Origin of the sequence: Campylobacter cuniculorum DSM 23162 = LMG 24588 (assembly GCF_002104335.1) — a bacterium.
Classification (GTDB): domain Bacteria; phylum Campylobacterota; class Campylobacteria; order Campylobacterales; family Campylobacteraceae; genus Campylobacter_D; species Campylobacter_D cuniculorum.
On the sequence record NZ_CP020867.1, the window covers coordinates 1,420,693 to 1,444,677 of the forward strand.

19 protein-coding genes are annotated in these 23,985 nt (G+C 30.5%); 5 read left to right on the plus strand and 14 right to left on the minus strand.

All coding sequences use genetic code 11. The annotated features are described in order from the left end of the window. Window positions 1-26 precede the first annotated feature (26 nt). Genes aroC through CCUN_RS07000 form a run of 4 tightly spaced genes read right to left on the minus strand, consistent with a single transcriptional unit; the run spans window position 27 to window position 3,180 of the window. Window positions 27-1,118, minus strand: a complete 1,092-nt coding sequence (gene aroC / locus CCUN_RS06985) for a chorismate synthase (protein WP_027306033.1) — start codon at window positions 1,116-1,118, stop codon at window positions 27-29. Further along, window positions 1,115-1,789, minus strand: a complete 675-nt coding sequence (gene rnc, locus CCUN_RS06990; RefSeq protein ID WP_027306034.1) for a ribonuclease III — start codon at window positions 1,787-1,789, stop codon at window positions 1,115-1,117. Before rnc ends, aroC begins: the two co-directional genes overlap by 4 nt. Continuing rightward, window positions 1,776-2,216, minus strand: coding sequence for a ribonuclease HI (gene rnhA, locus CCUN_RS06995; RefSeq protein WP_027306035.1), 441 nt, complete (start codon window positions 2,214-2,216; stop codon window positions 1,776-1,778). Before rnhA ends, rnc begins: the two co-directional genes overlap by 14 nt. Then, on the minus strand, window positions 2,203-3,180 hold the full coding sequence (locus CCUN_RS07000; RefSeq protein ID WP_027306036.1) for a hypothetical protein: 978 nt from the start codon (window positions 3,178-3,180) through the stop codon (window positions 2,203-2,205). The genes rnhA and CCUN_RS07000 overlap by 14 nt, the downstream gene beginning before the upstream one ends. A 69-nt stretch (window positions 3,181-3,249) precedes the next feature. Between CCUN_RS07000 and dnaG the strand changes: the two genes are divergently transcribed. Beyond that, complete coding sequence (dnaG, locus tag CCUN_RS07005) at window positions 3,250-5,070, plus strand: DNA primase (protein WP_085296670.1); 1,821 nt, start codon at window positions 3,250-3,252, stop codon at window positions 5,068-5,070. Between the two features lie 298 nt (window positions 5,071-5,368). Here dnaG and CCUN_RS07010 read toward each other — a convergent pair whose 3' ends face one another. Then, window positions 5,369-7,354 carry a hypothetical protein gene (locus CCUN_RS07010; protein ID WP_085296671.1) on the minus strand — a complete coding sequence of 662 codons (1,986 nt, stop codon included), beginning with the start codon at window positions 7,352-7,354 and terminating at the stop codon, window positions 5,369-5,371. A gap of 163 nt (window positions 7,355-7,517) precedes the next feature. Here CCUN_RS07010 and CCUN_RS07015 point away from each other — a divergent pair, with 163 nt between their 5' ends. Together CCUN_RS07015 and CCUN_RS07020 are read left to right on the plus strand one after the other, a co-directional pair. Next, window positions 7,518-8,966, plus strand: a complete 1,449-nt coding sequence (locus CCUN_RS07015; protein WP_027306083.1) for a glutamate synthase subunit beta — start codon at window positions 7,518-7,520, stop codon at window positions 8,964-8,966. 610 nt (window positions 8,967-9,576) lie between these two features. Beyond that, window positions 9,577-11,472, plus strand: a complete 1,896-nt coding sequence (locus CCUN_RS07020) for a DUF2972 domain-containing protein (protein WP_164502912.1) — start codon at window positions 9,577-9,579, stop codon at window positions 11,470-11,472. Window positions 11,473-11,499: 27 nt separating this feature from the next. On the opposite strand, the gene CCUN_RS07025 is transcribed toward CCUN_RS07020, so the two are convergent. Genes CCUN_RS07025 through CCUN_RS07040 form a run of 4 tightly spaced genes read right to left on the minus strand, consistent with a single transcriptional unit; the run spans window position 11,500 to window position 14,270 of the window. Beyond that, the gene (locus tag CCUN_RS07025; protein WP_027305215.1) at window positions 11,500-13,332 is read right to left on the minus strand and encodes a primosomal protein N'; all 1,833 of its coding nucleotides are present in this window, start codon (window positions 13,330-13,332) and stop codon (window positions 11,500-11,502) included. Then, complete coding sequence (locus CCUN_RS07030) at window positions 13,329-13,808, minus strand: prepilin-type N-terminal cleavage/methylation domain-containing protein (RefSeq protein ID WP_027305214.1); 480 nt, start codon at window positions 13,806-13,808, stop codon at window positions 13,329-13,331. Before CCUN_RS07030 ends, CCUN_RS07025 begins: the two co-directional genes overlap by 4 nt. Further along, entirely contained in the window at window positions 13,805-14,050 is a 246-nt protein-coding gene (locus CCUN_RS07035) for a hypothetical protein (RefSeq protein WP_027305213.1), read from the minus strand. Before CCUN_RS07035 ends, CCUN_RS07030 begins: the two co-directional genes overlap by 4 nt. After that, entirely contained in the window at window positions 14,040-14,270 is a 231-nt protein-coding gene (locus CCUN_RS07040) for a hypothetical protein (RefSeq protein ID WP_027305212.1), read from the minus strand. Before CCUN_RS07040 ends, CCUN_RS07035 begins: the two co-directional genes overlap by 11 nt. 156 nt (window positions 14,271-14,426) lie before the next feature. Here CCUN_RS07040 and uvrB point away from each other — a divergent pair, with 156 nt between their 5' ends. After that, a complete protein-coding gene (gene uvrB / locus CCUN_RS07045; RefSeq protein WP_027305211.1) occupies window positions 14,427-16,400 on the plus strand; it encodes an excinuclease ABC subunit UvrB in 1,974 nt (657 codons plus the stop codon). A 323-nt stretch (window positions 16,401-16,723) separates the two neighbouring features. Here uvrB and CCUN_RS07050 read toward each other — a convergent pair whose 3' ends face one another. The 5 genes from CCUN_RS07050 to CCUN_RS07070 form a co-directional block, all read right to left on the minus strand. Then, the gene (locus CCUN_RS07050) at window positions 16,724-17,890 is read right to left on the minus strand and encodes a restriction endonuclease subunit R (protein ID WP_232087684.1); all 1,167 of its coding nucleotides are present in this window, start codon (window positions 17,888-17,890) and stop codon (window positions 16,724-16,726) included. Further along, entirely contained in the window at window positions 17,890-18,654 is a 765-nt protein-coding gene (locus tag CCUN_RS07055) for a DNA-methyltransferase (RefSeq protein WP_035175630.1), read from the minus strand. The genes CCUN_RS07050 and CCUN_RS07055 overlap by 1 nt, the downstream gene beginning before the upstream one ends. Further along, window positions 18,630-19,463 (minus strand): DNA-methyltransferase, encoded by an 834-nt coding sequence (locus CCUN_RS07060; RefSeq protein WP_051521677.1) that lies wholly within the window; start codon window positions 19,461-19,463, stop codon window positions 18,630-18,632. Before CCUN_RS07060 ends, CCUN_RS07055 begins: the two co-directional genes overlap by 25 nt. A 735-nt stretch (window positions 19,464-20,198) precedes the next feature. Next, window positions 20,199-20,942: a TdeIII family type II restriction endonuclease gene (locus CCUN_RS07065; RefSeq protein ID WP_027305209.1), complete on the minus strand. Its 744-nt coding sequence runs from the start codon at window positions 20,940-20,942 to the stop codon at window positions 20,199-20,201. Between the two features lie 27 nt (window positions 20,943-20,969). After that, window positions 20,970-22,532, minus strand: coding sequence for a DNA methyltransferase (locus CCUN_RS07070; protein ID WP_027305208.1), 1,563 nt, complete (start codon window positions 22,530-22,532; stop codon window positions 20,970-20,972). Window positions 22,533-23,241: 709 nt separating this feature from the next. Between CCUN_RS07070 and rdgB the strand changes: the two genes are divergently transcribed. Next, window positions 23,242-23,850 carry an RdgB/HAM1 family non-canonical purine NTP pyrophosphatase gene (rdgB, locus tag CCUN_RS07075; protein WP_027305207.1) on the plus strand — a complete coding sequence of 203 codons (609 nt, stop codon included), beginning with the start codon at window positions 23,242-23,244 and terminating at the stop codon, window positions 23,848-23,850. The last annotated feature ends 135 nt before the right edge of the window (window positions 23,851-23,985 follow it).

Genomic DNA, 23,985 nt, shown 5'->3' on the forward strand with positions numbered 1-23,985 from the left:
TAAATAATTAAATATCAAACTCAATTTTAAAATAATTTATAAATTTTTTTTAAATATTCAAGTTTAGAACTTGCATTCAAAAGCAAAGAATCAGCAATAACCAGACGCACCATAGCCGTAGCCACAACGCTGCCTCGCACTCCAACACAAGGATCATGTCTGCCTTTTAACTCACAAAGCACATTTTCTCCCGCGATATTTTGAGTTTGTTGAGCCAAAAAAATTGAAGGCGTGGGCTTAAAATAAGTTTTTGTTTCGATTAAATTTCCATTTGAAATCCCACCTAAAATTCCCCCAGAGTGATTGCTTAAAAAGACATTATCCTTCATCAAATCGTTATTTTGTGAGCCTTTCATCTGACTTGCTTTTATCCCACTGCCTATTTCTACGGCTTTTACTGCATTTATACCCATTAAAGCGTGTGCAAGTTTAGAATCAAGCTTGTCATACAAAACCTCTCCAAGTCCTGCAAAAGCATTTTTCACACGCGTATAAACTCCTGCTCCTACGCTATCTTTAGCCTTTTTAGCCTTAAGAATTTCTTGTTTAAATTCTTCCTCAAGTTTTGGATCCAAACAAAAAATTTCGCTTTTTTGAGCAAAATCAAAATCAAATTCAGCACTATCAAGCTTTGAATTAATTGCTCCTACGCTAAAAATTCCACTCTGAACCTCAATCTCAAATTCTTTCAAAAGCATAGCTGCAACCGCTCCTGCTGCAACTCTTGCAGCACTTTCTCTAGCACTACTTCTGCCCCCACCTCTATAATCTCTTATGCCAAATTTATGAAAATAAGTAAAATCAGCGTGTGCAGGGCGGAATAAATCTTTGATATTTTCATAGTCTTTAGAATGTGCATTTTCATTAAAAATGACTATAGCAATAGGTGCTGCAGTTGTAAAACCTTCAAAAACCCCACTTAAAATTTGTGCCCTATCGCTTTCTTTGCGTGGCGTTGAAAAGGTATTTTTGCCGGGTTTTCTTTTATCCAATTCTTTTTGTAAAAATTCCTCATCAAATTTAACCCCTGCGGGCATTCCATCAATCACACAGCCAATAGCCATGCCATGGGATTCTCCAAAGCTTGTGAATTTAAGTCTTGTTCCAAAAGTATTCATAAAACCTCCAATTTTTCTAAAGCGATTTTAGCCGCCATTTGTTGAGCCTCTTTCTTGCTCTTAGCTGTAGCACGAGAATATTCCTTGCCTTCAAGTTTTAAAGCAATTTCAAATTGTTTTTGATGATCAGGTCCAAAAGCTCTTAAGGTTTCGTATTCTGGAGTTTGTCCCATTTTGCTTTGAGTGATTTCTTGAAGTTTGGTTTTATAATCTTTGATTAAATTTTTAGCATCGATATTTGGATAATTTTTTTGGATTAAAAACAAAGCAATTTCCTTAGCTGTCTCAAAACCTGATTCCAAATGCACCGCACCAATGAGTGCTTCTAAGGCATCTGAAAGTAAAGATGGTTTAGATCTTCCTCCATTATTTTCTTCAGATGCTGACATAAAGATAAAGGTTCCTAAATCTAAGCTCAAAGCAATCTTTGCAAATGATTTTTCATTGACCAAAGCGGCTCTAAGCTTAGATAAATCGCCCTCCGCATCATTTTTAAATTTGTGAAATAAAAATTCACCCACAACCAAATCCAGCACCGCATCGCCTAAAAATTCGAGTCTTTCGTTGCTGTAAGGCTTTTTGAAACTTTTATGCGTCAAAGCATGGATGAGTAAATTTTGGTTTTTAAATTTATATTTAAGTTTTTTTTCTAAAAGCTCAAGTTTTTTCATTGTATTCCTTTTGTAAATTAAGAGCGGCTTCTTTAGCAAGTCTGTCACATGTTTCATTTTCTGCATGATTGTTATGAGCTTTAACCCAAAAGGCTTTGATTTTATGATTTTTAGCTGTTTTGAGGTATTTTTGCCACAAATCCACATTTTTCTTGCCTTTAAAGCCCTTTTTGACCCAATTTTCAAGCCATTGATTGATACTTTGCACCATAAGATTAGAATCTGTAAAAAGCTCAATTTCACAAGGTTCTTTTAAAATTTTCAAAGCTTCAATAATCGCCAAAAGTTCCATTCTATTATTCGTTGTATCTTTTTGTGAGCCAAAAGCTATTTTTTCGTGTTCTTTATAACGCACGATATAAGCCCAACCACCAAAACCCGGATTATTAAGGCAAGAGCCGTCTGTATAAATTTTAATTTTCTTCATCGTTTTTAACTTCAAATAAAATTTTGCACCGATTGAATTCATAACACACCGGGCAATGATAAAAAAACAAAGGCATAAGATTTTTGCATTCTAAACACAGATAAGAAAAATCAAGCCTTGCTTTAAAGCCATTATCTTTTAAGATTTTAAGCATTTTTAAATGAGAATTTTTAAATTGAAAACCTTCTTTTTTATCAACCAAAGAAAGGGCATAAAAAAATTCATAATATTCTTCATCGTCTAAATTTAAAGGCTTTAAGCTTTTATAGAGCAAATCCACTAAATTTGAAAATTCTTGCTTTTTAAAAATTTCATATTTTTCAAATAAATATCTTTCTAGCATAGCATTGTCCTTAAAATCAAGACTTAAAAAGCTTTGTTGTTTTTGTTCTTGACTAAGATTTTCGCTTTCAATTTTTAAGGCTTTAATGAATTCATTTTCTTTAGAAATATCTTCACCAAGTTCAAAAAGACATTCTAAAAGCTCTAAATTTTCTTTATAAAATTTAAGTTTGAGATAGACAATTTTTAAAAGTTTTAAAGCTTCTTTATTTCGGGGACGAATTTTTAAAGCATTGAGTAAAACTTCGCGACTTTTTTCTAAAAATCCTGCCTTAAAATATACTTTAGCTAAGGATAAAAAAATTTTTTCCCGTTTGTCCTTGTCCGCTGTTTTTTCTAAGGCAATCAAATAAATTTGAGTTGCTTTTTCAAATTCTCCACTTTTTGTAAAAATTTCAGCCAAAAAAATGAGATTATTAAGGCTCAAACTCTGTGCCCTTAGTAATTCTTTATGCGTGTGATTGAGTTCAAATTTTTTGATAAAAGATTCAAGCTTTTGTTCCGCGTCTTTATTTGCATAAAATTTCCAAACATAGTTCGCCACAGCCACTACAAAAATTAAAATGGTAAGAAAAATCAGTCCGACTAAAGGGTCTCTATATTCTACAAAGAAAAAATCCATATTCTAAACTCTAAAAATTTTTACTCAATTATAGCCAAATCTTTGTATAATTTTAGCAAGGTTTTAAAAATGATTACTAAAGAATCCATAGAAAATTTAAGTCAAAGAGTTGATATCGTTGATATTATCTCACAATACATAGAAGTGAGAAAACAAGGGAGTTCGTATGTGTGCATATGCCCTTTTCATAACGATAAAAATCCTTCAATGCACATTAATTCCCAAAAAGGTTTTTATCATTGCTTTGCGTGTAAAGCGGGTGGAGATGTGTTTAAATTTATAATGGATTATGAAAAATTAGACTTTAGCGATGCTGTTGAAAAAGTTGCCAGACTTTGCAATTTTACTCTCTCTTACACTCAAGAAAAAAAAGAAAAAAATTCAAATCTAAAATACATTTTACCGCGACTTAATGCCTTTTATAAACAAAATCTATCACAACACAGAACAGCTCTTGAATATCTTTATCAAAGAGGTTTAAACGATGAAGACATTAAAAAATTTGAGTTGGGTTTTGCCCCTCAATCTCATCAAACCTTAAGGCTTTTGCAAAATGAAAAAATTCCTTTTGATGAGGCTTTAAAAGTAGGAGCGATTAAAGAAGACAAAGAAAACAATGAATTTTATGCAAGTTTTATCAATAGAATCACCTTTCCTATTTATGATCACAAAGCTTTTCTTGTAGGTTTTGGGGGACGCACTCTTGATGCCAATCATATGGCTAAATATGTTAATTCTCCTCAAAGTGCTTTGTTTGATAAAGGACGCATTTTTTATGCCTTCCACCTTGCAAAAGAAAGCATAAGTAAAAAGAAAGAAATGATTGTTTGCGAGGGTTATATGGATGCCATTGCCTTTCATAAAGCGGGATCGAATAATGCAGTAGCAGTGCTTGGAACAGCTTTAGGTGAAAATCATTTGCCTTTGATAAAACGATATGAAGCTAAGGTGATTCTTTGTTTTGACAATGATGAAGCTGGTCTTAATGCCGCGATGCGTTCAGCTTTTTTGCTGAGCATTCATAAAATCGATGGTAAAGTGGTGCTTTTAGAAGGCGGTAAGGACCCTGCCGAACTCGTTTTAAATCATCAAGAAAAAATTCTTTTTGAAAGACTTGAAAGGGGGATTGAACTCGGTGAATTTTACATAAGAATGCTTTTAAAGGAGCCTTTAAATTCAGCTCTTCAAAAGCAAAAAGCTCTTGAAAATGTGCAAAAATACACTCATTTATTAGAACCTTTGATTGCAAATTCTTATGTGGGTTTGGTTTCAAGACTTTTAGGTGTCAATGAAAATTTAATCAAACTGACTAAAAATACTTCTTCTCAAAAAAACTCGTTTGATTCTCATTCAAATCTTACTGCTTCTAGAACGAAAATTCATATCGCTGAATTTGGACTTTTAGATTTTCTTAAAAAATCTCTTAAAGCAAGAGAGCTTTTTATGCAAATCAGTGATACAGCTTGTTTTGAACATAGAGAACTTTTAAGTAAAATTTTACAAGGATTAGGCAATGAAGATAGTGATATAAGGGAATTTGAGCTTTATGATATCAAAAGCCTTAAGAATCAAAATGAATTTTTACTCGGTATCATCAAGGTCAATCTTGCTTTTTTAAACCGCGTTAAAATACAAAACCCTAGCTTAGCACTTAAAAAACAACTTTTTACTCTATTTGATAAAAACAGCTTTAAATTCTTAAAAATTCTCAAAACAGAAGAATCAACAGAATTTTTAAAACAAATCCTCATCACACTCAAACAAGAAAAAGATGAGGAAAAACTAGAATTGATATTTAAATATTTTTATAAAATTTTTCAAAAATCTTCTTTGGATAAAGCAGATTTAAAATGGGATAAAAACGAAACAGAGCAGGAAAATCCTTTTTAATTTTTTAAACCTATAAATGAATTTTAATTTTTTAAAATCAAAAAAACTTTTAACATATCAATCAAAACTGATATTGCAAAGCTTATGTTTTTATTCAATCAAACATTTAAGCTTAAGCTCTCATCAATCTTTAACATCATTCATAAGATTTAAATATCAATTTCATTGAAATCAATTGTTTTATTTTAGTATGTATTTTAAATTAAAGCTTTTTAATCTTCAGACGATATAGAGTTTGAATCTTTTCAAAATATTGCGACAAAAAAGCTTAGCTTGTCTGGGCTTTTTTGATTGAATTTTAAGACTGTTTTTTATGAAATTCTTTTTTAATCCTTTTTATATCAAAAAAGAAAAATTTAATCATTCCTCCAAAATAAATATTTTTAAAAGCTTTGATTAAAGCTTCACCAAGTCTATAAGAAAAATAATTTTTAATTTTTAAAGCTTCTTCATAATCTTTGAGTGTTTCTAAAGGAGGAAGTTTTATGCCTTTTTGCTGTTCGCGTTGAATTTGATGTTCTTTTGCAGCTTGAATGAGTCTAAGAATTGTATTTTTGTATTCTTTAAATGTTTTAGGATTATTACTGACCATTATATTTCCAAGCTTATAGGCAAGATGATTTTTAACACGAAGCACAGCACCACTATTTTGCTGTGAATTGATTTTTACTTTCTTTTCTTTTAATCTTAAAAAGCAAGGATGTTGAGAAATACAATTTTGTCTTTGTTCAGGTTCTATTTTATAATATTCACAAACAAGTTCAAAAAAATCTCTATAATCCTTAAGCTTTTCCTCACTCACTCCATCTTGTTTTAATTTTTCAAAATCAAGTTGGAGTTCTTTGGAAATGTCGGGAAAGGTTAGTTTTTCATTAGGTGTGGTGATTGTATAAATTATTTTTGTTTGCTTAAAACTTAAATCATTAAAAATTAACCAAAGCAATAACATTGCATGGTATCCATAAGGAGAATTAATAAACTGAATTTCTTTATTTTCCCAAATTGAAAAACATTTAATCATCGAATTTCTTTTTCCATAATTACATCCTCCACAAATTCCACCGCTCCTTAATGTTGTAGCAACAATTTCATTATCTTTTAGACAATTTAATTGTTCAAATATCTCTAAAGCTAGTTTTTGATATTCTAAATCAGTGCGAATGATAAAAACAAAATCATATTGAAAATTATGTTTTAGTTCATAATCTTGCATAAGTTTAAGAGCTTTATTCCAACCATAGAGTAATTTTCCTGTACCCCAATCCTCTTTTGTATTTTGTCTTATTAATTCTGCATAAGTTTTTTGAAAATCCTTTTCAAACTTTCTTTCATCATCTAATGTAATCCCTTTAAAATCATAATTTTCTAATGCTTTTAAACTTTTTTTGTCTTTTATTTCTTTATCAATTGTTTGATATATATTAGGAAGTATTTTTGTGAAAATATTAAAATTTGAAATATCTTGAGGTGCAATTTGTGTCAAAATACTAAAATTTCTCCACACCCAGTTTGGATTATTACCCCTTAAACCCGGCCACAAAGCCACTTCATCCCAAGAAAATAAAAACATATCTGCATTCAAGGGTTTTATAAGATTTTTAATATTTTTTTGAAGTATATATTCCCAATCTCCTCTTAATTGTCCTGTGATTAAAACTGCGATTTTAGGATTTTGTTTTGGTTTGGGGTTTAGGTTATGAAGTTTCTTAAGGCGTGTATGGATAAGTTCCATATAAAATTGAGAAGAGTTATAATCAATTAATGTAGTCCTCACACAACCAGAGATTCGCATTGTATATCCCCAATATTTAAAAAACTCCTCATCATCCAAAACATTAAAATAATCTATTATTGTTTTCATAAAAAAACTTTTACTTAAAAGGGAAGGTTCTTTTAGGATGATTTCAAATAAAGAATTTGCTAATTCTAAATTTAATCTTTGTTCCTGTGTATATTTTCTCACAAGATAACAAGCTATTGCACCTCTTAATCCTATTCTAAAATCATTGATTTTAAGTTCTTTATAATCTTTTTGAAGGAGGGTTTCTAATTCTTGTTTAAAGCCCCCCCCCATTTTAGTTTCATTTAAATTTAAATCCTTAAGTGCATTCAAATCAAATTTTTCAAAATTTCCTGTTTCAAATAAAAACTCAAAATATTCTTTTAAACCTTTTTGTTCTTCATTGAGTTGTTTTAAACTCTGTTCTGCTAATTCAAAATTCCAAAAAGATAGAGCTCTTTTTATATAATTTGCTTGTTTGATATTGTTTTGCAAAGAAATCATAAATTATCCTTTAATTGATTTAACATCTAAATTAATAAAAGAGAACAATTATATCAAAAAAAAAAAAAAAACAAATGCAAATGTTTTGTGAATTTAAGCAATGCTTTGGTATTTTTTTTATAATATATCATTAATTTATCATCTTAAAACAAAGTGAGAAAAAATGGGAAATGTGAGAGGATTTTTGGATTTTAAAAGAGTGGATTTTAAAAAAGTTGCCCCTAAAGAAAGAATTTTAAATTTTAAAGAATTCACCAAAGCTTTAGACAAAAAAGAACAAGAAATTCAAGGGGGTCGCTGTATGGATTGTGGAGTAGCCTTTTGTCATACCGGCGTTTTAGCAGAAGGTAAAGAAGTGGGCTGTCCTTTAAAAAATCTCATCCCTGAATGGAATGATTTAATCTACAAATCTCTTTGGAAAGAAGCTTATAAAAGACTTGATTTAACCAATCCTTTTCCCGAATTTACAGGACGCGTTTGTCCAGCACCTTGTGAAGATTCTTGTGTTTGTGCGATTAATGGAGAAAGTGTGAGCATTAAAAACAACGAACTTGCTATCATAGAAAATGCTTTTAAAGAAGGCTTTGTCAAGCCAAATTGTCCTCAAAAATACAATGGTAAAAAAATCGCTATCATAGGCAGCGGACCTGCGGGTTTAAGCTGTGCAACGACTTTAAATGCTTTGGGCTATAAAATCAGCGTATATGAAAGAAGCGACAGAGCAGGGGGGCTTTTAATGTATGGCATACCCGATATGAAGCTTGAAAAACACATAGTGGATAGACGCATTGAGTTGCTTAAAAAGTCCGGCATAGAATTTAAGGTCAAACAAAATATCGATTCTAAGGATAAAGTCAATAAACTCTTAAAAGAATTTGATGCTTTGATACTTTGCACAGGAGCGAGTGAGCCTATTGATCTTAAGATAGAAGGAAGAGAATTAAAAGGCATTGAATTTGCGATGGATTTTCTAAGCAAAAACACTCAATCTTTACTTGAGACTTCAAAACCTGCTACAAGTGCAAAAGACAAAGATGTGCTTGTGATTGGGAGTGGAGATACAAGCGTTGATTGCATTGCTGTGGCGGTAAGACAGGGTGCAAAATCCATTACAAGATTTGAACGCAGTCCAAAAAGGTCTTTAACAAGAAAAGCGGACAATCCTTGGCCACTAAAAGCTGATGTTTTCAAAACGGATTATGGTTTAGAAGAAGCCATAGCAGTGTATGGAAAAGACCCTAGAGAATACCAAAAACTCACTCAAAAATTCTTGGGTAAAAATGGAGTTGTTCAAGGCGTTATTGCAAGTGATCTTAAAAGGGAAATAAAAAATGGCAAAATGATTAATTGTGAAATTCCAAATTCTCAAAAATCTTATAAAGCGGATTTGGTTTTACTTGCTATGGGTTTTTCTGGAACAGAGAAAAAAATCAAAGAAAATTTCAATATAAAACTTGATGAAAAAAATAATATTTTCACTCAAAATTTCCAAACAAGCCATAAAAAAATCTTTGCTTGTGGCGATGCTAGAACGGGACAATCCTTAGTTGTTTGGGCGGTTAAAGATGGGCTTGATTGTGCTTTTGCTGTGCATAAGAGTTTAGCTCAATGAATGTATCGCGTGAGTATGAAAAAATAGTGATTAAATTTTGTCGGTAAAAACTAAAATTCAAAAGAATTTCAATCGATAAAAAAAGATGAGATAAAAGGACTTAAAAAAGTCCAAAATATCAATTCAAGTAAAAATCAATTTTAATTCATAGAATTTAAATTTTTCATCAGAAAAAGAATTGACTTTAAAGGACAATTCTTATCTTGTCAAAAAATCGCGAGTCATTTACCCCCCCCCCCCCCAATTCTATAAAACCAATAAAAATTTCATAAAATATCTTCTTTATTTAATCCCTTGCATTTGTTTTTTTTTTTTTTGATACAATAAGCTTTTTGTTTTTATTAAAATCTTTTTCATCAAGATGCTTTAAGGCTTAAACATTCATTGAAAAGATGAAAGGACTTAAGTATGCATAGCTTTGTAAAAGCAAAGACTAAAGATAAAAGCTTTTTTAAAAATAAAGACTCATCATCCCTGTAGGGCTAAAGATAAGAGCTTTGTGTATTTTGCTAAGGGATGAAGCAATTTCAATCAACAAAGTCTATGAAAGCTTCATTAAAAAGATGAAAAGAATTTAAAAACAAAACACATTATTATATAAAGGATGAAAATGCAAAAGGCTCATTGTGCTGTTTTAAGAATCAAAGATTGTCTCTCTTATCGTTTAGGACAGGCTCTTATTGATTATGATAAAAATGGGGGGGGGCTTTGTCTTTTAATCAAAAAGCTCTATCATATCAGTAAAACTCATCAAAGAACTCAAAGACTCTACAAAGATTTCATCTCTCTTTATCCCCATCTTAAATATCCTGCTTTAGAACAATGCAGTGATTATGAAGAGGCTTTAAGATATAAATATCATCTGTCTTATCTCTTAGGACAAGCCTTGATTAAGGCTCATAAATCTTGGTATAGGGGTGGGTATTTAAAACTCTACACTTCAATCAAAGATGCTCGTAAGATTTATAAAGAATTCAAACAATTCATTCAAGACCATCAAGACTTTAAACTCAATAACTCTTCTCTTATTCTTATCTTTGAAAATAAAGAATTCATCAATGATGAGGAATATAAAAATTATCTCACATTCTTACTGCAACATCTAAACCCTAAACAAAAACAAGAATTCATTAAACTCTTATTCTCTTTACCAAATTCAAATTCTTTATTGAAAGAGTTTAAAGAATTATTTGAGGAATTTAAAGATTATGAAGCCTTACTTGTTGTTTTAAAACATAATATCTCCTTTCATCTTCAATTCATCAATAACAATTTAACTCTCATCAAAGAATGGCTTCATTCAAAAGAATTCAAAGAAAAATACCTTGATACAAAACATCCTTATCCCTCTTTGCTTAATCCTTTAAAGCTTGATTATGAGAGTGTGGATGCTGAATTAGCTTGGGATATGAATGTGCCTTTGCCTGATTTATATCAATTTATATTTGTCCTCATACACGGGGCTGGAACGACGAGTATGACTCATTTTTTAAGATTGTGCGGAGTGAGTTTAAACAGACATTGGGGAAATGCGGATTTTCAATATAAACAATCTTATCAAATGCTTTTGAATAATAAAAATAATTATAATGCTATCATTGTATCTGGCAGTAATTTTGATGGTAGGAGAGATAAGATGATAGCTCTTTGTGATAAAAGCTGTCCTGTTTTATGTGTGGTTAGGGATCCTATTTGTCATTTCTTGCCCTTAATCAATCATGTAAGTGGTGGATTGTCAAAGGTTGTCTTGAAAGAATTTACTCTCGATACTCCTATGGAAGATTTATTTGACTTTGAAGTTCTAAGGAGAAAAGACCGAACCACTTTAAAAGAACAATTAACCTATTATTCCGATAAAGATAAAGATAAGGAAGGAGCTTGTTATTTAAATCACTTTTTAAAACAAGCCACAAAGGTTATTTGTATAGATATGGAGCAAATTTTGCCTCATAACGCGTTTAAAACTTTAAATCATTTAGCTAAAGAATTAAATTTTTGCCCTCCTCAAAATTCGGTATTGTTTGAAAAATATATAAATTCAAATGGTCTTTGGATTGGCAATGCACTTTTTTATCGCATCTTTAAATATAAAAATATCAAAATCGAGCTTAGCAAAGAGCGTCAAAATGACGAAAATTTTATAGAATGTATAAGGAATTTCACTCAAAATGAATTTATTATTCATAAAAACAAGGCTCGTGTCTATATCGCTAAAAAAGATTTTGAAATTTTAAAAGAAGATAAAGAACTTTTTGAAAAAATTACAAATTATCTTAAAGAGTATTTCGTAAAATGTGAGGAGAAATTTCAAGAAGATTCAAAAAAAATCTATAAAGAGCAAGATGTGCTTGATTGTTTGAGACAAAATAGTATCTTAGCTTTAAAATTTAAAGAAAAGATAGACACACAATATAGTTTTGTAAAAAAACATTATCCAGAAATTTTTAAATCTTGGAGCTATTATAATGAATTTGAAAAGATATGCGAGGAGTTTGATAAGCATTGATTTATCAATCAAAACAAGAAAAGAAAGTTAAGAAAAATCAATCGGGTCCATATCCGCACTCACGCCTTTAAAATTTAAAGCATAAGCTTGAGCTTTCATTAGAATTTTATGTGTATGAGCACGCAATAAAATATAAAAACGAAAGGTCAAGCCGAGCATTTCAATCGCACAAGCACCATATCCTACAAGCTCTAAATTCTCTATACCTTCAAAGTCCTTAGCTAATTTTTCGCAAATTTCTTTTGCCTCATCCCTTCTTTTGCTCTCTATAATCAATCTTAAAAGTCTTTTAAATGGCGGATACAAGCCTTCTCTAAGCTCTAATTCATCTTTTAAAAAACTTTCATAATCCTGTATATATCTTTCGAAAAAAGCACGATTTTTCGTTTGAAAAAGCACCCTTGCCTCACCCTTACGTCCTGCTCTGCCTGCAACTTGCATTGCAAGGGAAAGGCTTTCCTCACTTGCTCTAAAATTAGGACGAAATAAAAACTCATCTAAACCTAAAATGACGCTTAAATCTACATTATGATAATCATGTCCTTTAGCAAGCATAGAAGTTCCAACCAAAATATCGATTTTTCTGTCGTTAAAATCCTTTAAAATTTTATCAAGTTTTCTTACACTCGTAATTTCATCGCTATCAAATCTATTGATTGTTGCCTTTGTAAATTTTTTTTGTAAGAGTTCGCATAGTTGTGCTGTTCCCATTTTTTTAGCCTCTAAAAGCACTCCTTTACAATTTGGACAAAATTCATCAATCATCTTAGAAAAATTACAATAATGACATTTTAAGATATTTTTATGCAAACTCATAGCAACAGAGCAAAAAGGACATTTAATGCTCTTGCCACAACTTTTGCAAAGAATTTGACGAAAATGAGCACGTGTAGGAAGAAAGATAATGGCTTGTTTTTGATTTTCTAAACTTTTTTTAAGTTCTTTAAGCAAAAGCACAGAAACACTCAACTCATTTTCATCAAATAAAAATTCCTTTTTGGTTTCAAAAAAAGTGCCCTTTAATCTAAAGTATTTTTGTTTATAAAAACTTGTAAGAGAGGGGGTTGCAGAACCTAAAAGCACTTTAATATTGCATTTTTTTCCTAAAAACAAAGCCAAATCTCTTGCGTTGATATAAGGTTTATTTGAAGCTTTGTAAGAATTATCATGCTCCTCATCAACGATAATAAGCCCTAAATTTCTAAAAGGTAAAAAAAGAGCTGACCTCGCTCCTGCAACTAAAAGAGCTTTGCCGTTTGTTAATTGTTCTAAATGTTCTTGTTTTTTTTTCTTTGAAATTTTAGAATGCCATAAAAAAAACGCATCTTTAAAATACACCTGAAGTCTTTTTTGCATTTGGGGAGTGAGTGAAATTTCGGGCATTAAAAGCAAAACTTGTTTTCCTTGTTCTAAATACTCTTTTATCAAAGCAATATAAATTTCAGTCTTTCCGCTTCCTGTATCGGCAAAGAGCAAAGAGCTTGATTGAGTTTTGATAAAATTTAGGGCTTCTTCTTGCAAAATGCTTAAACTAGGACGCTTTAAACAGCTTATTTTTTCGCATTTATAGAATTTAGAGCTTTCAAAAGAATTTAAAATAAAACCTAATTTGCACGCATAATACTTAGAAATAAAATTTGCAAGTTCAAACTGCACTTCGCTCAAAGATTTGAAAGTATTTTCTTCAATGGGCCTTGTTTGAAATTCTGGTTTTTGACATTCTTTAATGACTATGGCTTTAAGGTTTTTTCTAGAACCAAGTGCGACAATCACTTCACTCAAAACCAAAAGCTCTTCTTCGCTTTCATAAATTAAATTTTGTAAATAAAGCCCTTTAATACTTAATTCATAATATCTCATAAAAGCTCTTTACACCATTTGCTATGCAGACATTCTAAAATGCCCTCATTTGCATTATAGATAAAATCCACACTTTCTTTGGAATTTAAAAAAAAACGATAATGGTTAAAGCCTTGTTTAATCCAAGCCTTAGAATGAGAATACAAAGGGGAGCTTAAAACAGAATAAGAACAACAATTTATGCCATTTTGACAATTTAGAATTTCTTTTTTTTCACAATAAAATAATTTTTCTTTTTCAAAGGCTATTTTTGCACTATCAAGTATGGGGCTAAAATGTGCAATTTGCTTGAGTGAAAATTCACTTCTCATCGAGGCAAGGGCGGATTGAAGCATTTGATAATCGGCTTTGAGTTTCAATAATTTGGCATCATTTTTATTTTGATTTAAAAAAGGAAAAGAAATAAGGGCTAAAATTCCTATGATTAATATCACAAAAACGAGTTCAAGCAGGGTAAAAGCTTTTTTAACTTTCATTTGGTGGGAAGTTCTTCATTGATAGCTTTAATAAGCTTCTTAAGTTCTCTTTCTAAAATATAATTTTCATAACTTTTTTTAATGAAAGCATCGACAAAGCTTTTAAGCTCTATTTTTCGAGTTCCACCCGAAATTAAAGCAATATCATCTTCTAAAAAATTTGCAAACTCCTCACTGCATTTAACGATAAAATCCTTTGCCGAAACATTAATAACAACTTGCTTTAAATTATCACTTGCCAAGCACAGCCTCTATTTTTTTCACTATATCTTCGCTTTCTATATTTTTACTCTTAAGCTCTTCTTCTAAACGCATAATCTGATTACTTTTAGCTTCATTTTGAGCCTTAACACTGACTAATTCATTTCTTAAATTCTCATTTTGCTCACACACTTCATTGTATTTAGCTAAAAGCTCATTAACCTTATCTGTCATCGTATTGATAATTTTTTCATCATACATTTTGATTTGCCTTTTTTTGATTTTAAGTAAAAAATATTTATAATTTGCAAATTATAGCAAAAAAATGTTTAATTTTTATGTTTTATTTTAGAATTAATTTTAATTAAAGTATTTTTTTTTACAATTTTTGTTTTAAAACTCTAAAAAAGTAAAAAAATGTTTGAATTAACAAGTGATTTTAAACCTAGTTTTGACCAAGAGCAAGCGATTGAAAATATTGTTAAAAGCATTAAAAAAGGCAACAAATATCAAACCCTACTCGGAGTTACAGGTAGCGGTAAGACCTTTACAATGGCAAATGTAATCCAAAGGCTTAATATGCCTACTTTGATTATGTCCCATAACAAAAGCTTATGTGCTCAACTTTATAGCGAATTTAAAGGCTTTTTTGCAAACAATCACACAGAATATTTCATCAGCTATTATGATTATTATCAGCCTGAAGCTTATATCCCACGTACTGATGTTTTTATAGAAAAAGATAGTTCAACAAATGAAGATTTAGAAAGATTAAGATTGAGTGCGACAGCTTCTTTGCTAAGCTATGAAGATGTGATTTGTGTTGCAAGTGTTTCTGCAAATTATGGTTTGGGAAATCCTAAAGAATATGTCGGTATGGTGCTAATTTTTGAGTTAGGAATGATTTTAAATCAAAAAGAGCTTTTAAAAAAACTCGTGGATATGGGATATAAAAGAAATGACAATTTTTTTGACAGAGCAGATTTTAGAGTCAGTGGCGATACAATCGATATTTATCCTGCTTATTATGAAGATGAGGTGATAAGGCTTGAATTTTTTGGCGATGAATTAGAACATATGTATCATTATAATGTCTTAGAAAACAAAAAAACCAAAGATTTAAAAAGATTCATTCTTTATCCTACGAGTCAATTTAGTGTCGGCGAAAAGCGTTTAAAACAAGCGATTAAAGACATAAAAGCTGAACTTTTGGAAAGACTTGCTTATTTTGAAAACGAAAATAAACTCGTAGAATACCAAAGACTTAAGCAAAGAGTGGAATTTGATATTGAAATGCTTGAAAGCACAGGAATGTGCAAGGGCGTTGAAAATTACGCAAGACATTTAACAGGACTTAAACAAGGAGAAACACCTTATACACTTTTTGATTATTTTGCGATTAAAGAGCGGGAATTTCTTGTTATCGTTGATGAAAGTCATGTGAGTTTGCCACAATTTCGTGGAATGTTTGCAGGCGATAGGAGTCGTAAACAAACCCTTGTTGATTATGGTTTTAGACTTCCTTCAGCTTTAGATAATCGTCCCTTAATGTTTGATGAGTTTATCAATAAAAATTGCAAATTTCTTTTCGTTTCTGCCACTCCGGCTCCTCTTGAACTCGCATTAAGCAAGGGAAATGTTTTCCATCAAATTATGCGTCCTACAGGACTTTTAGACCCTATAATTGAGCTTAAAGATTCGGATAATCAAGTAGAAATTTTGTATGATGAAGCCAAAAAAGTCATAGCAAGAAATGAAAGAATTTTAGTTACAGTTTTGACAAAAAAGCTTGCAGAAGAATTGAGTAAATATTATCTTGAACTTGGCATTAAGGTTAAATATATGCATTCAGATATTGATGCTATCGAACGCAATGAACTCATACGAGGACTTAGAAGCGGTAGTTTTGATATGCTCATTGGCATTAATCTTCTTAGAGAAGGACTTGACTTACCGGAAGTTTCTTTGATTGCTATAATGGACGCAGATAAGGAGGGTTTTTTAAGAAGTACAACAAGTTTAATTCAAACTATGGGAAGAGCTGCAAGAAATGTTAATGGTAGGGTTTTGCTTTTTTCTAAAAAAATTACAAAATCAATGCAAGAAGCTATAGACATCACAAACCAAAGACGCAAACTCCAACAAGCTTACAACAAAGAACATCATATCACACCAAAATCTGTCCAAAGAAACTTAGAAGAAAGTCTTAAAAACGAACTCAATGACGCTGAAATTTATCGCAAGGCTAAAGAGCTTGAAAAAATGCCTGCAAATGAGAGGGCAAAAATAGTCAAACAACTACGTAAAGAAATGCTTCAAGCGGCTAAAGAACTTGAATTTGAAAAGGCTGCTATGCTAAGGGATGAAATTAAAAAACTTAGAGATTTATAAATCAATTTGCAAATAATGAGCTGTTGGAATTCATTTTGGTTTTTAAATTTGAAATTTTATTTTTTACAACTTTTCTTAATATTGCTTAAATTATATTTTATTTTTGATTTTAAAATTTCATTTTCTAAAAATATGCAAAATTTAGTGTTTATTATATTATAAAAGATAATTTTACGAAAAATTTAAAAAATATTAAGTCTGTCTTTGCTTATCAAAAAAACTTGAAAATAATTTGTATAAATCGCACAAAAAAGTTTGATTCTATCTCTAAAGTAATCTTTGATTGTAATTTAGCATAATATCTTTTTTATTTGGGTTATATTTTATATTTTTTTCATTTTCACAAAAGACTTTTTTGTCATTAAAATCGCTAAAAAGAACATCATCATTGTTAAACGCATATTTGCATTATTATTTTGCGTGATTTTAGCGTGTGAAAATGCATCGATATAAACCATATTTTCCCATTTATCAAGCACTTGAAACTCTTCTTTGCTTGAAGCAAAGCATAATGGCACAATGTGGTGTGATTCAAATCCCTTTTCTTTGCAGACATTGTGCTGTTTGAAATATTCTATCTTTTGTTGCATTGAACGTTTGAGTTTTGTGGAATTTTCAAAAAGGCTCTTTTCATTGATGCGTATGTGAAGTTTTTTGTCTGTTTTATTCCATTCAAAATACGCCATTTGTGTTAAGAGGCTTAGAATTTGTTGTGTTGCGTTTGTCCAATTATGAAAATCCCGTTTTTGTGTTTTATCACCTATAAAATTTTGAGGATTGCAATAAGTTTTTAAGTGCTTAATCAATGTTTTTTGCTGGATTTTGCTTAAACGCCTATAATCTTGTATGAGTTCTATTATATCATTTTTGTGGTAGATTCTAGCTTCTAATTTCTGTCCCAAAAACGTTGCAAAAAATAAAATTTCATACATTGTAAGATAGGAAAATTTTAATTCTAAAATCATGCTCAAAATTTCCTCGCCAAAACCTTGCATAAGGTTTTCTAAAGCCCTTGTAAAAAGCAAATTCTGTGTGAAAATATCTTCAGTTTGTAAAAATTTTATACCAAAAGATGTAAGGGCTGTGTATTTTTTCACGCCTTTATCAAAGGGATTTAATCTCTTCTTTTTAGGATTGAACCTATCAATCAGCCCCATTCTGTGTAAATCAACAAAGATGTTTTTGCGTAAAGAATCTTGAGTACATCTTTTTATTTCTCTTGCAATATTATTTGTCAGTCTTGCATATTTTTCCTCGCCCTCAATATTAGAGGGACGTTTGCTTAAATCAGTTGTGCGCATTTGCAATAATTCATCCTTGCAAAGTTCATAGATCTCTTTTAAAATGACTAAGATTTCCTTTTGTGTGTAACGATTATGTTGTGAAATTTGCAAACCCCTATAATTGTCATTTTGTATCCTCTTTACTAAAAATTTTATACATTCTTTACTCGGATCTATTCTTAACAACTCTTGCAAAATTTTATCCATCAATACTCCCTTATACTCAAACTAGAATCCACATAGTCTTTATTGCTTTCACAACCGATAAAATGGCGCTCTAAATCCCTTGCTACAAGACTTGTCATTCCACTTCCGCTAAATAAATCAAGAACAATATCTCCCTTTTTAGAACTCGCCTTTATCATGCGCTCTATCATTTCTCTAGGTTTTATGGTGGGATGAGAAAGCTTTTGTGTTTTTCCTTTGATTTTTTGTTTGTGCCTTTGACTCGCTATCTCCCATACATCAGGGCAGAGTTTGCCCTTTGCGTTAGGATACCATCTCTTACCATTTTTTAAAATTCCATTTTTTCTTGCATGTTCTATACGCTTTGTTGATTCATAAGGCATACGCACAGCTTCAGAATCAAAAGTATAATTTTTACAATCAAGAGTATAAAATAAAATGCTTTCTTGATTATTGACAAAACGTTTTTTTGTATAGCTTAAGCCGTCCTTTTTATACCAAGTGATGAAATTTTGAAACACTGCTTTATCTTGCAAATAATGCAAAAATAAAGCACAATGATAGGGAGTGTTAAAGATATAAAAACTTCCATGTTTTTTTATTTTAGGCAACAAAGCGTCCATCCATGCAAAGCTAAAATCTAAAAAATCTTGTTCGCTTTTAAAGCTGTCCCATTGTGCAACTTTGAGATTATAAGGTGGATCAATGATAGCCAAATCAATGCTTTCATCTTCAAGGGATTGCAAAAAAGAAAAAACATCTAATATGTGGATTTTATCGAGCATGATTTATCCTTAAAGCACGGCACTCGTGCAAGTTTTTCTTCAATGACATCTTTGTAATGCGGATAAACTTCATAGGCTACAAACTTTCTCCTCAATTCCTTTGCAACTTTTAGAGTCGTTCCACTTCCAGCAAAGGGATCTAAAACAATATCGCCCACAAAAGAATAGAGTCTAAGCAATCGATAAACAATCTCTTCAGGCATTATAGCGGCATGTTTTCCAAAGGCTGTATCGCTTTTATTTGGAATAGGAATGTCCCAAATTTGTTTGGTGAATTTTATCCATTCTTCTTGTGTGAGTTTGCTCTGCTCTTTTTGCTCTTGTGTTATTTTATCCTTTGCTTTTCCGTCTTTGACATAAATAGCAATGAATTCGCTTGTATTTTGTGCATAAAAATTACGCGGATAGGGATAACTGCCAAACATTAGTTTTTTCGTTGTATTTGTGCGATTCCAAATATAAAGATCAAGCAAAAAAAGCTTTGTATGGCTTAAAATACTTTGTTGTATATCGCTTTGTAAATCAAAAATATGGCGGTTGTAATGCGTGTTAAGGTCCTTTTTAAGCATAGGCATGAGGGGGACATTGATGCAAAGCTTTCCATTAGGTTTTAGCACCCTCTCACATTCACGCCATACTTTTAAAAGCTCGGCAATATAGTTTTTATAATCACCAATCGCCCCTAAATCTTGCTTGTGTGTCTTTGAGTGTTTTGTGTCTTGATGCCCATCTTTTGCATAATCTTTAATGTTAAAATACGGCGGTGAAGTGATGATAATATCAATTTTTTCTTTCTCAATCTCACTCATATTTTGACTGGATTTATAAAATATTTGATTCATATGTGTTCATTTCGTCTTAATTTTTAGTTTGCAATTTTTATCAGTCAAAAAGCTTTACTTCCATTTTTGCTTTTCCAAAAAATTATAATAAAAATTTTCTTAAGAGTAGCAAAGTTTGAAGCAAATTTTAAAGGGCTAAAATATTTTATAAAAAATTAGTTTAAGTGTTTTTAAAAAATAAATTTATTTTTTAATTACTATTTATCGAAATAATAGAATTAAAAACACTTACTAATTTCATTTTCTTTTTATATCTTTAATAATATAAAAAGAATTACATACCATTATACAAAACACTTTTGGCTAATTTTTTAAGTTTCTCTCAAGCAAAATTTTTGAGTTTTAGACTTGGGGCTATAATTTAGATTAATATTTAATTTTTAATTATCTTTTCGTTTGATTATGAATTTTAAAAAATATTATTATTTTTTTTGAAATTCTTGATTAAAAAATATTTTTACATTTTATTAAATTTAAATTCTTAATTAATATAGTTTTTTAAGATTAATATTTCTATAATTTTATATTATGACTTTTTTAAATCAATTGATATGAGAAAATGATGAAAATTATCTTAGCGACAAGCAACGCACACAAATTTGCTGAAGTGAAAAAATTTTAAAAAATTTTGAGCTTTATCCCTTAGAAGAATCGCGATTAATTCCTTTACTTCGTTAATTATGAAATAGAAACGAATTGATACTAATTAAACTTCTTAAAATACTCATCAATTTCTGTTCTCATTTCACACCCAACCTCTTCAAAAGCCGATAAAATCAGTTTATAGCTTCCTTTTCCACCCAAAAAATCCCAAAAATCCTCCGCTACTTTCAACTCAAAATCCAAATCTAGCATACCAGCCATAGTCCATCGTTCATAAGGTTTTGGCTCATAGGGATTATAAGGAATGGCTATGAGTGATTGAATATTGGAATTTGGACTATGATATGCAAAGCAGGCTATCCAAGTTAAAAGGGTGCGTTTAAATTCTTTAAACCCTCCCTTGTTTGGCTTAGCAGTCTTAATGTCAATCAAATAAACATTATTGCCTTTGTGCAAAACTAAATCCACCTTAGTGGGTTTAACGATGCTTGTTTCTCCACTTCGTGAAACTGCCAAAATTCTAGCAATTTCCTCGTTTTTATTTGGTTTAGAATTTCCACTTTCTAAAGAATCCATGATATCTTGTATAACTCTTTGTGCTTCTTTGGTAATTGTATTTGCAACTGCTACTTGACGCTTAATGCTATCAAAACGTTTTAGACCTAATTCTTCAGCCACAGGTTCAAAAATGCTTGTACCAAAATTTGTATTAAGGCTTTGAATGAAGCTATAAAGTGCCATTCTGTCTTTGCCTAAAAGCCTCGTATGAAAAGGCATTGAGGAGGTTTCGGGCTTATAGTTTTCAAATTTATTACGCAAACTTAGAGTCAAGCGGTTTTTGATATTGCTTTTAAGACTTTATATTAATCTTTAACTCCTATTTTTCAAATGAAATACACTCTCACTATATTTATTTTTATCTTTTTCACTGCGATTAAGCACAGGTCTATCGTATTTTTTAACAATTTGCATCTTTGCTAATTCGGCTATTTTTGGATAGAGATTAAATTTGTCGTTTGCTACTAAAAAAACATTATAATCCTCTCTTAAAAATCTCTTAGCATTTTTTAGAGCTTGTGCTATCGCACAAATATATTTTTCTTGTGCAAGTTTGTTTTGCCCCTCACTAAGTTTGCCGATTTCTAAATTATCTTTACGAGGCAAGTTAAATATATCATAGGCATAAGCATGTTGTTCATGATAATCAATCAATCCAACATAGGGCGGAGAGCTAAAGATTCCAGCAATCTTTTGAGATTTCACAAGATTTGCAAAATCTTTATCTTGTTTTTGTATTTCAGTGATAATGTCTGCATTTGTAGAATCTGCATTTAAACAAAGCTGTTTTGTCGTTGCACTTCGCAAGGATTGAAATTCTCTTAATCGCTTTAAAGTATCTTTAGTATAGCTTTTCCACCATTTTGTAATGCTAAAAAGTGGTTTGCATACCCTCCCATGTTTGGCACAATAATAAGTTGTATTGATAGGCTCTAAAAGCGTAGCCAAATCCGAATGTGTCGTAGCACGGCAACTTCTTGCTGTGCGACTTAAAATAATGCATAAAATATTTTGTAAAGATTGAGGGGATTTTAAAATTTCATTCTTAAGTAGAATAATCTCCTGCTTTATAGAATCTATATACCATTTTTCAAAGAAATTTCCTCGTGTGTTTGTGCTGATATTAATATGATATTGACTCATTAAATCATTGTAAATTTTTAAAAATTCTTGTGCTTTTACTTTGCCATAGGTTTTTTCATCAATTTGCCCAAGTGCAACTTGACGCTTAAAGGTTTTATTAGGAAAATAGAGCTGATTAAAGGCACTTAAAGCCTCATTTAAAGCGGATTCAAAAAGGCTTATTTGGGTGGTTTTTGTATAATTTTCCAAACAATTTGTAAGCCTTAAACATTCATTTTCAAGAGCATTGAAATCATATTGAGCAACTTTAGCATTGCTAAGTAAGGCATTGAAGGTTGAAACATCAATCCCTATTGCATTCATTCCTAGTTCATTTGCTACGCACAAGGTCGTGCCACTCCCCGCAAAAATATCGAGCACAATATCATCAGGCTTAAAATAAATTTCTCGTTTAATGGAATCTGTATGAGAATCCAAAAAATATTCTACAAGTTGAGGGATAAATTTGCCTTTATAGGGGTGGATTCTATGGACGTGTTTGGTTGTTTGTGCTTCTTTGTATTGTGCAAAAGAAAGGGGATTTTGCAAATGCTTTGCAGATTTGATTGCATTATCATAATACGCTTTAAGCTCGTTTTTCTCAATCAAATTTTCTTTTAAATGCGTGCTATGATTTGCTATTTTTCCATAATTTAAAAGATAAATAATATTATTGCTTGTTACCTTTTTTCCTAAATACTCACTCGCCCAAACACTAGCTTGTTTGGGTGTCAATAACGACATTTCTTTCATAAATCCCTTATCAATCAACTTTTAACTCCTCTTGCTTCCATTATAAATTATGGAATCACTCATAGTTTGCCCATATTCCTTGAAATTTATGTTATTCTGCAATTTTTAAAAATCGTTCTAAAATATTACAATAAAAAAACATAAATATATTTATACCTCTCACTCTCATTCAATTGTTTTGCATAAAATACTCATTTTTTAGTTCAATAAATACTTTTTAATTATATCCCGGCACTAAAAATTTGGATTTTTTAATTTTTATTTCGATACAATTTTATGACAAAAAATTAACCTTTAGCTATGAATTTTTTTAGATTATTTTATTAAAACTCAATCCCTTGAGTGAAAGTTTAGCATAAAAAAGTTTTTATGCTAAGCCTTTTTAGCTTAAAATAATATTTAATATTATTGTTTATGCTTGATTGCTACTCTTTGTTTTTTATAAGGCTAAGGATAAGAACTTGTTCGCTTAAGAAAATATTTATTTTTTTAAGTTTATAAAAGATTTTAAGTAAGAAACATTATCATAAATGGATGAATGATAAATTTTGATTATAAAAAATAAATGATAAATTGTTTTAAAAATTCTAATGGTTTGAAAAATTTTTTAAAATTGATAAAGAAGTTATTTGTCTCATCTGAACTAAAAAATTTTAATGTTTATTGTGCTATAATTAGGCTTTTTTAAATCAATTGATATGAGAAAATGATGAAAATTATCTTAGCGACAAGCAACGCACACAAATTTGCTGAAGTGAAAAAAATTTTAAAAAATTTTGAGCTTTATCCCTTAGAAGAATTTTTAACACCCTTTGAAATCAAAGAAAATGGTATGAGTTTTAAAGAAAATGCTTTGATTAAATCAAAAGCCGTTTTTAATGCTATTAGCAAAGAAAAGCAGAAAAAAATCGTTGTTTTAAGCGATGATAGCGGACTTTGTGTTGAGGCTTTAGGAGCTCAACCCGGAATTTATTCTGCAAGATTTTCTAAACAAGGCACAGATGAAAAAAATCGCGAAAAACTTATCAAAAAACTTCGCAAACTCAAACTTAGTCAAAGCAAGGCTTATTATAAAACCGCAATAGCTTTAAGCTCGATTTGGGGCGATTTTTGTGTGCAAGCAACAATGCATGGCAAAGTGATTTGTAAGGAAAGGGGAAGCGGAGGTTTTGGTTATGATTGTCTTTTCATTCCTAATCATTTTGATAAAACCTTAGCCGAACTTTCTAGTGAAGAGAAAAATTCAATTTCACATCGCTTTAAAGCCCTTGATTTAGCTCAAATTTTATTAAGAATTTTGGCAAGAAATTATGGATGAATTTCTCATTTTGATTTTAAGCTAAGAAAACTTTCAAACAAAAACGAGCAATGATAACAAAACACAGCAAAATATAAGGCAAAAATCATTATTTTTTAAATTTGTTTGATTCTAAGAGTGCTTTGAATTTTAAAC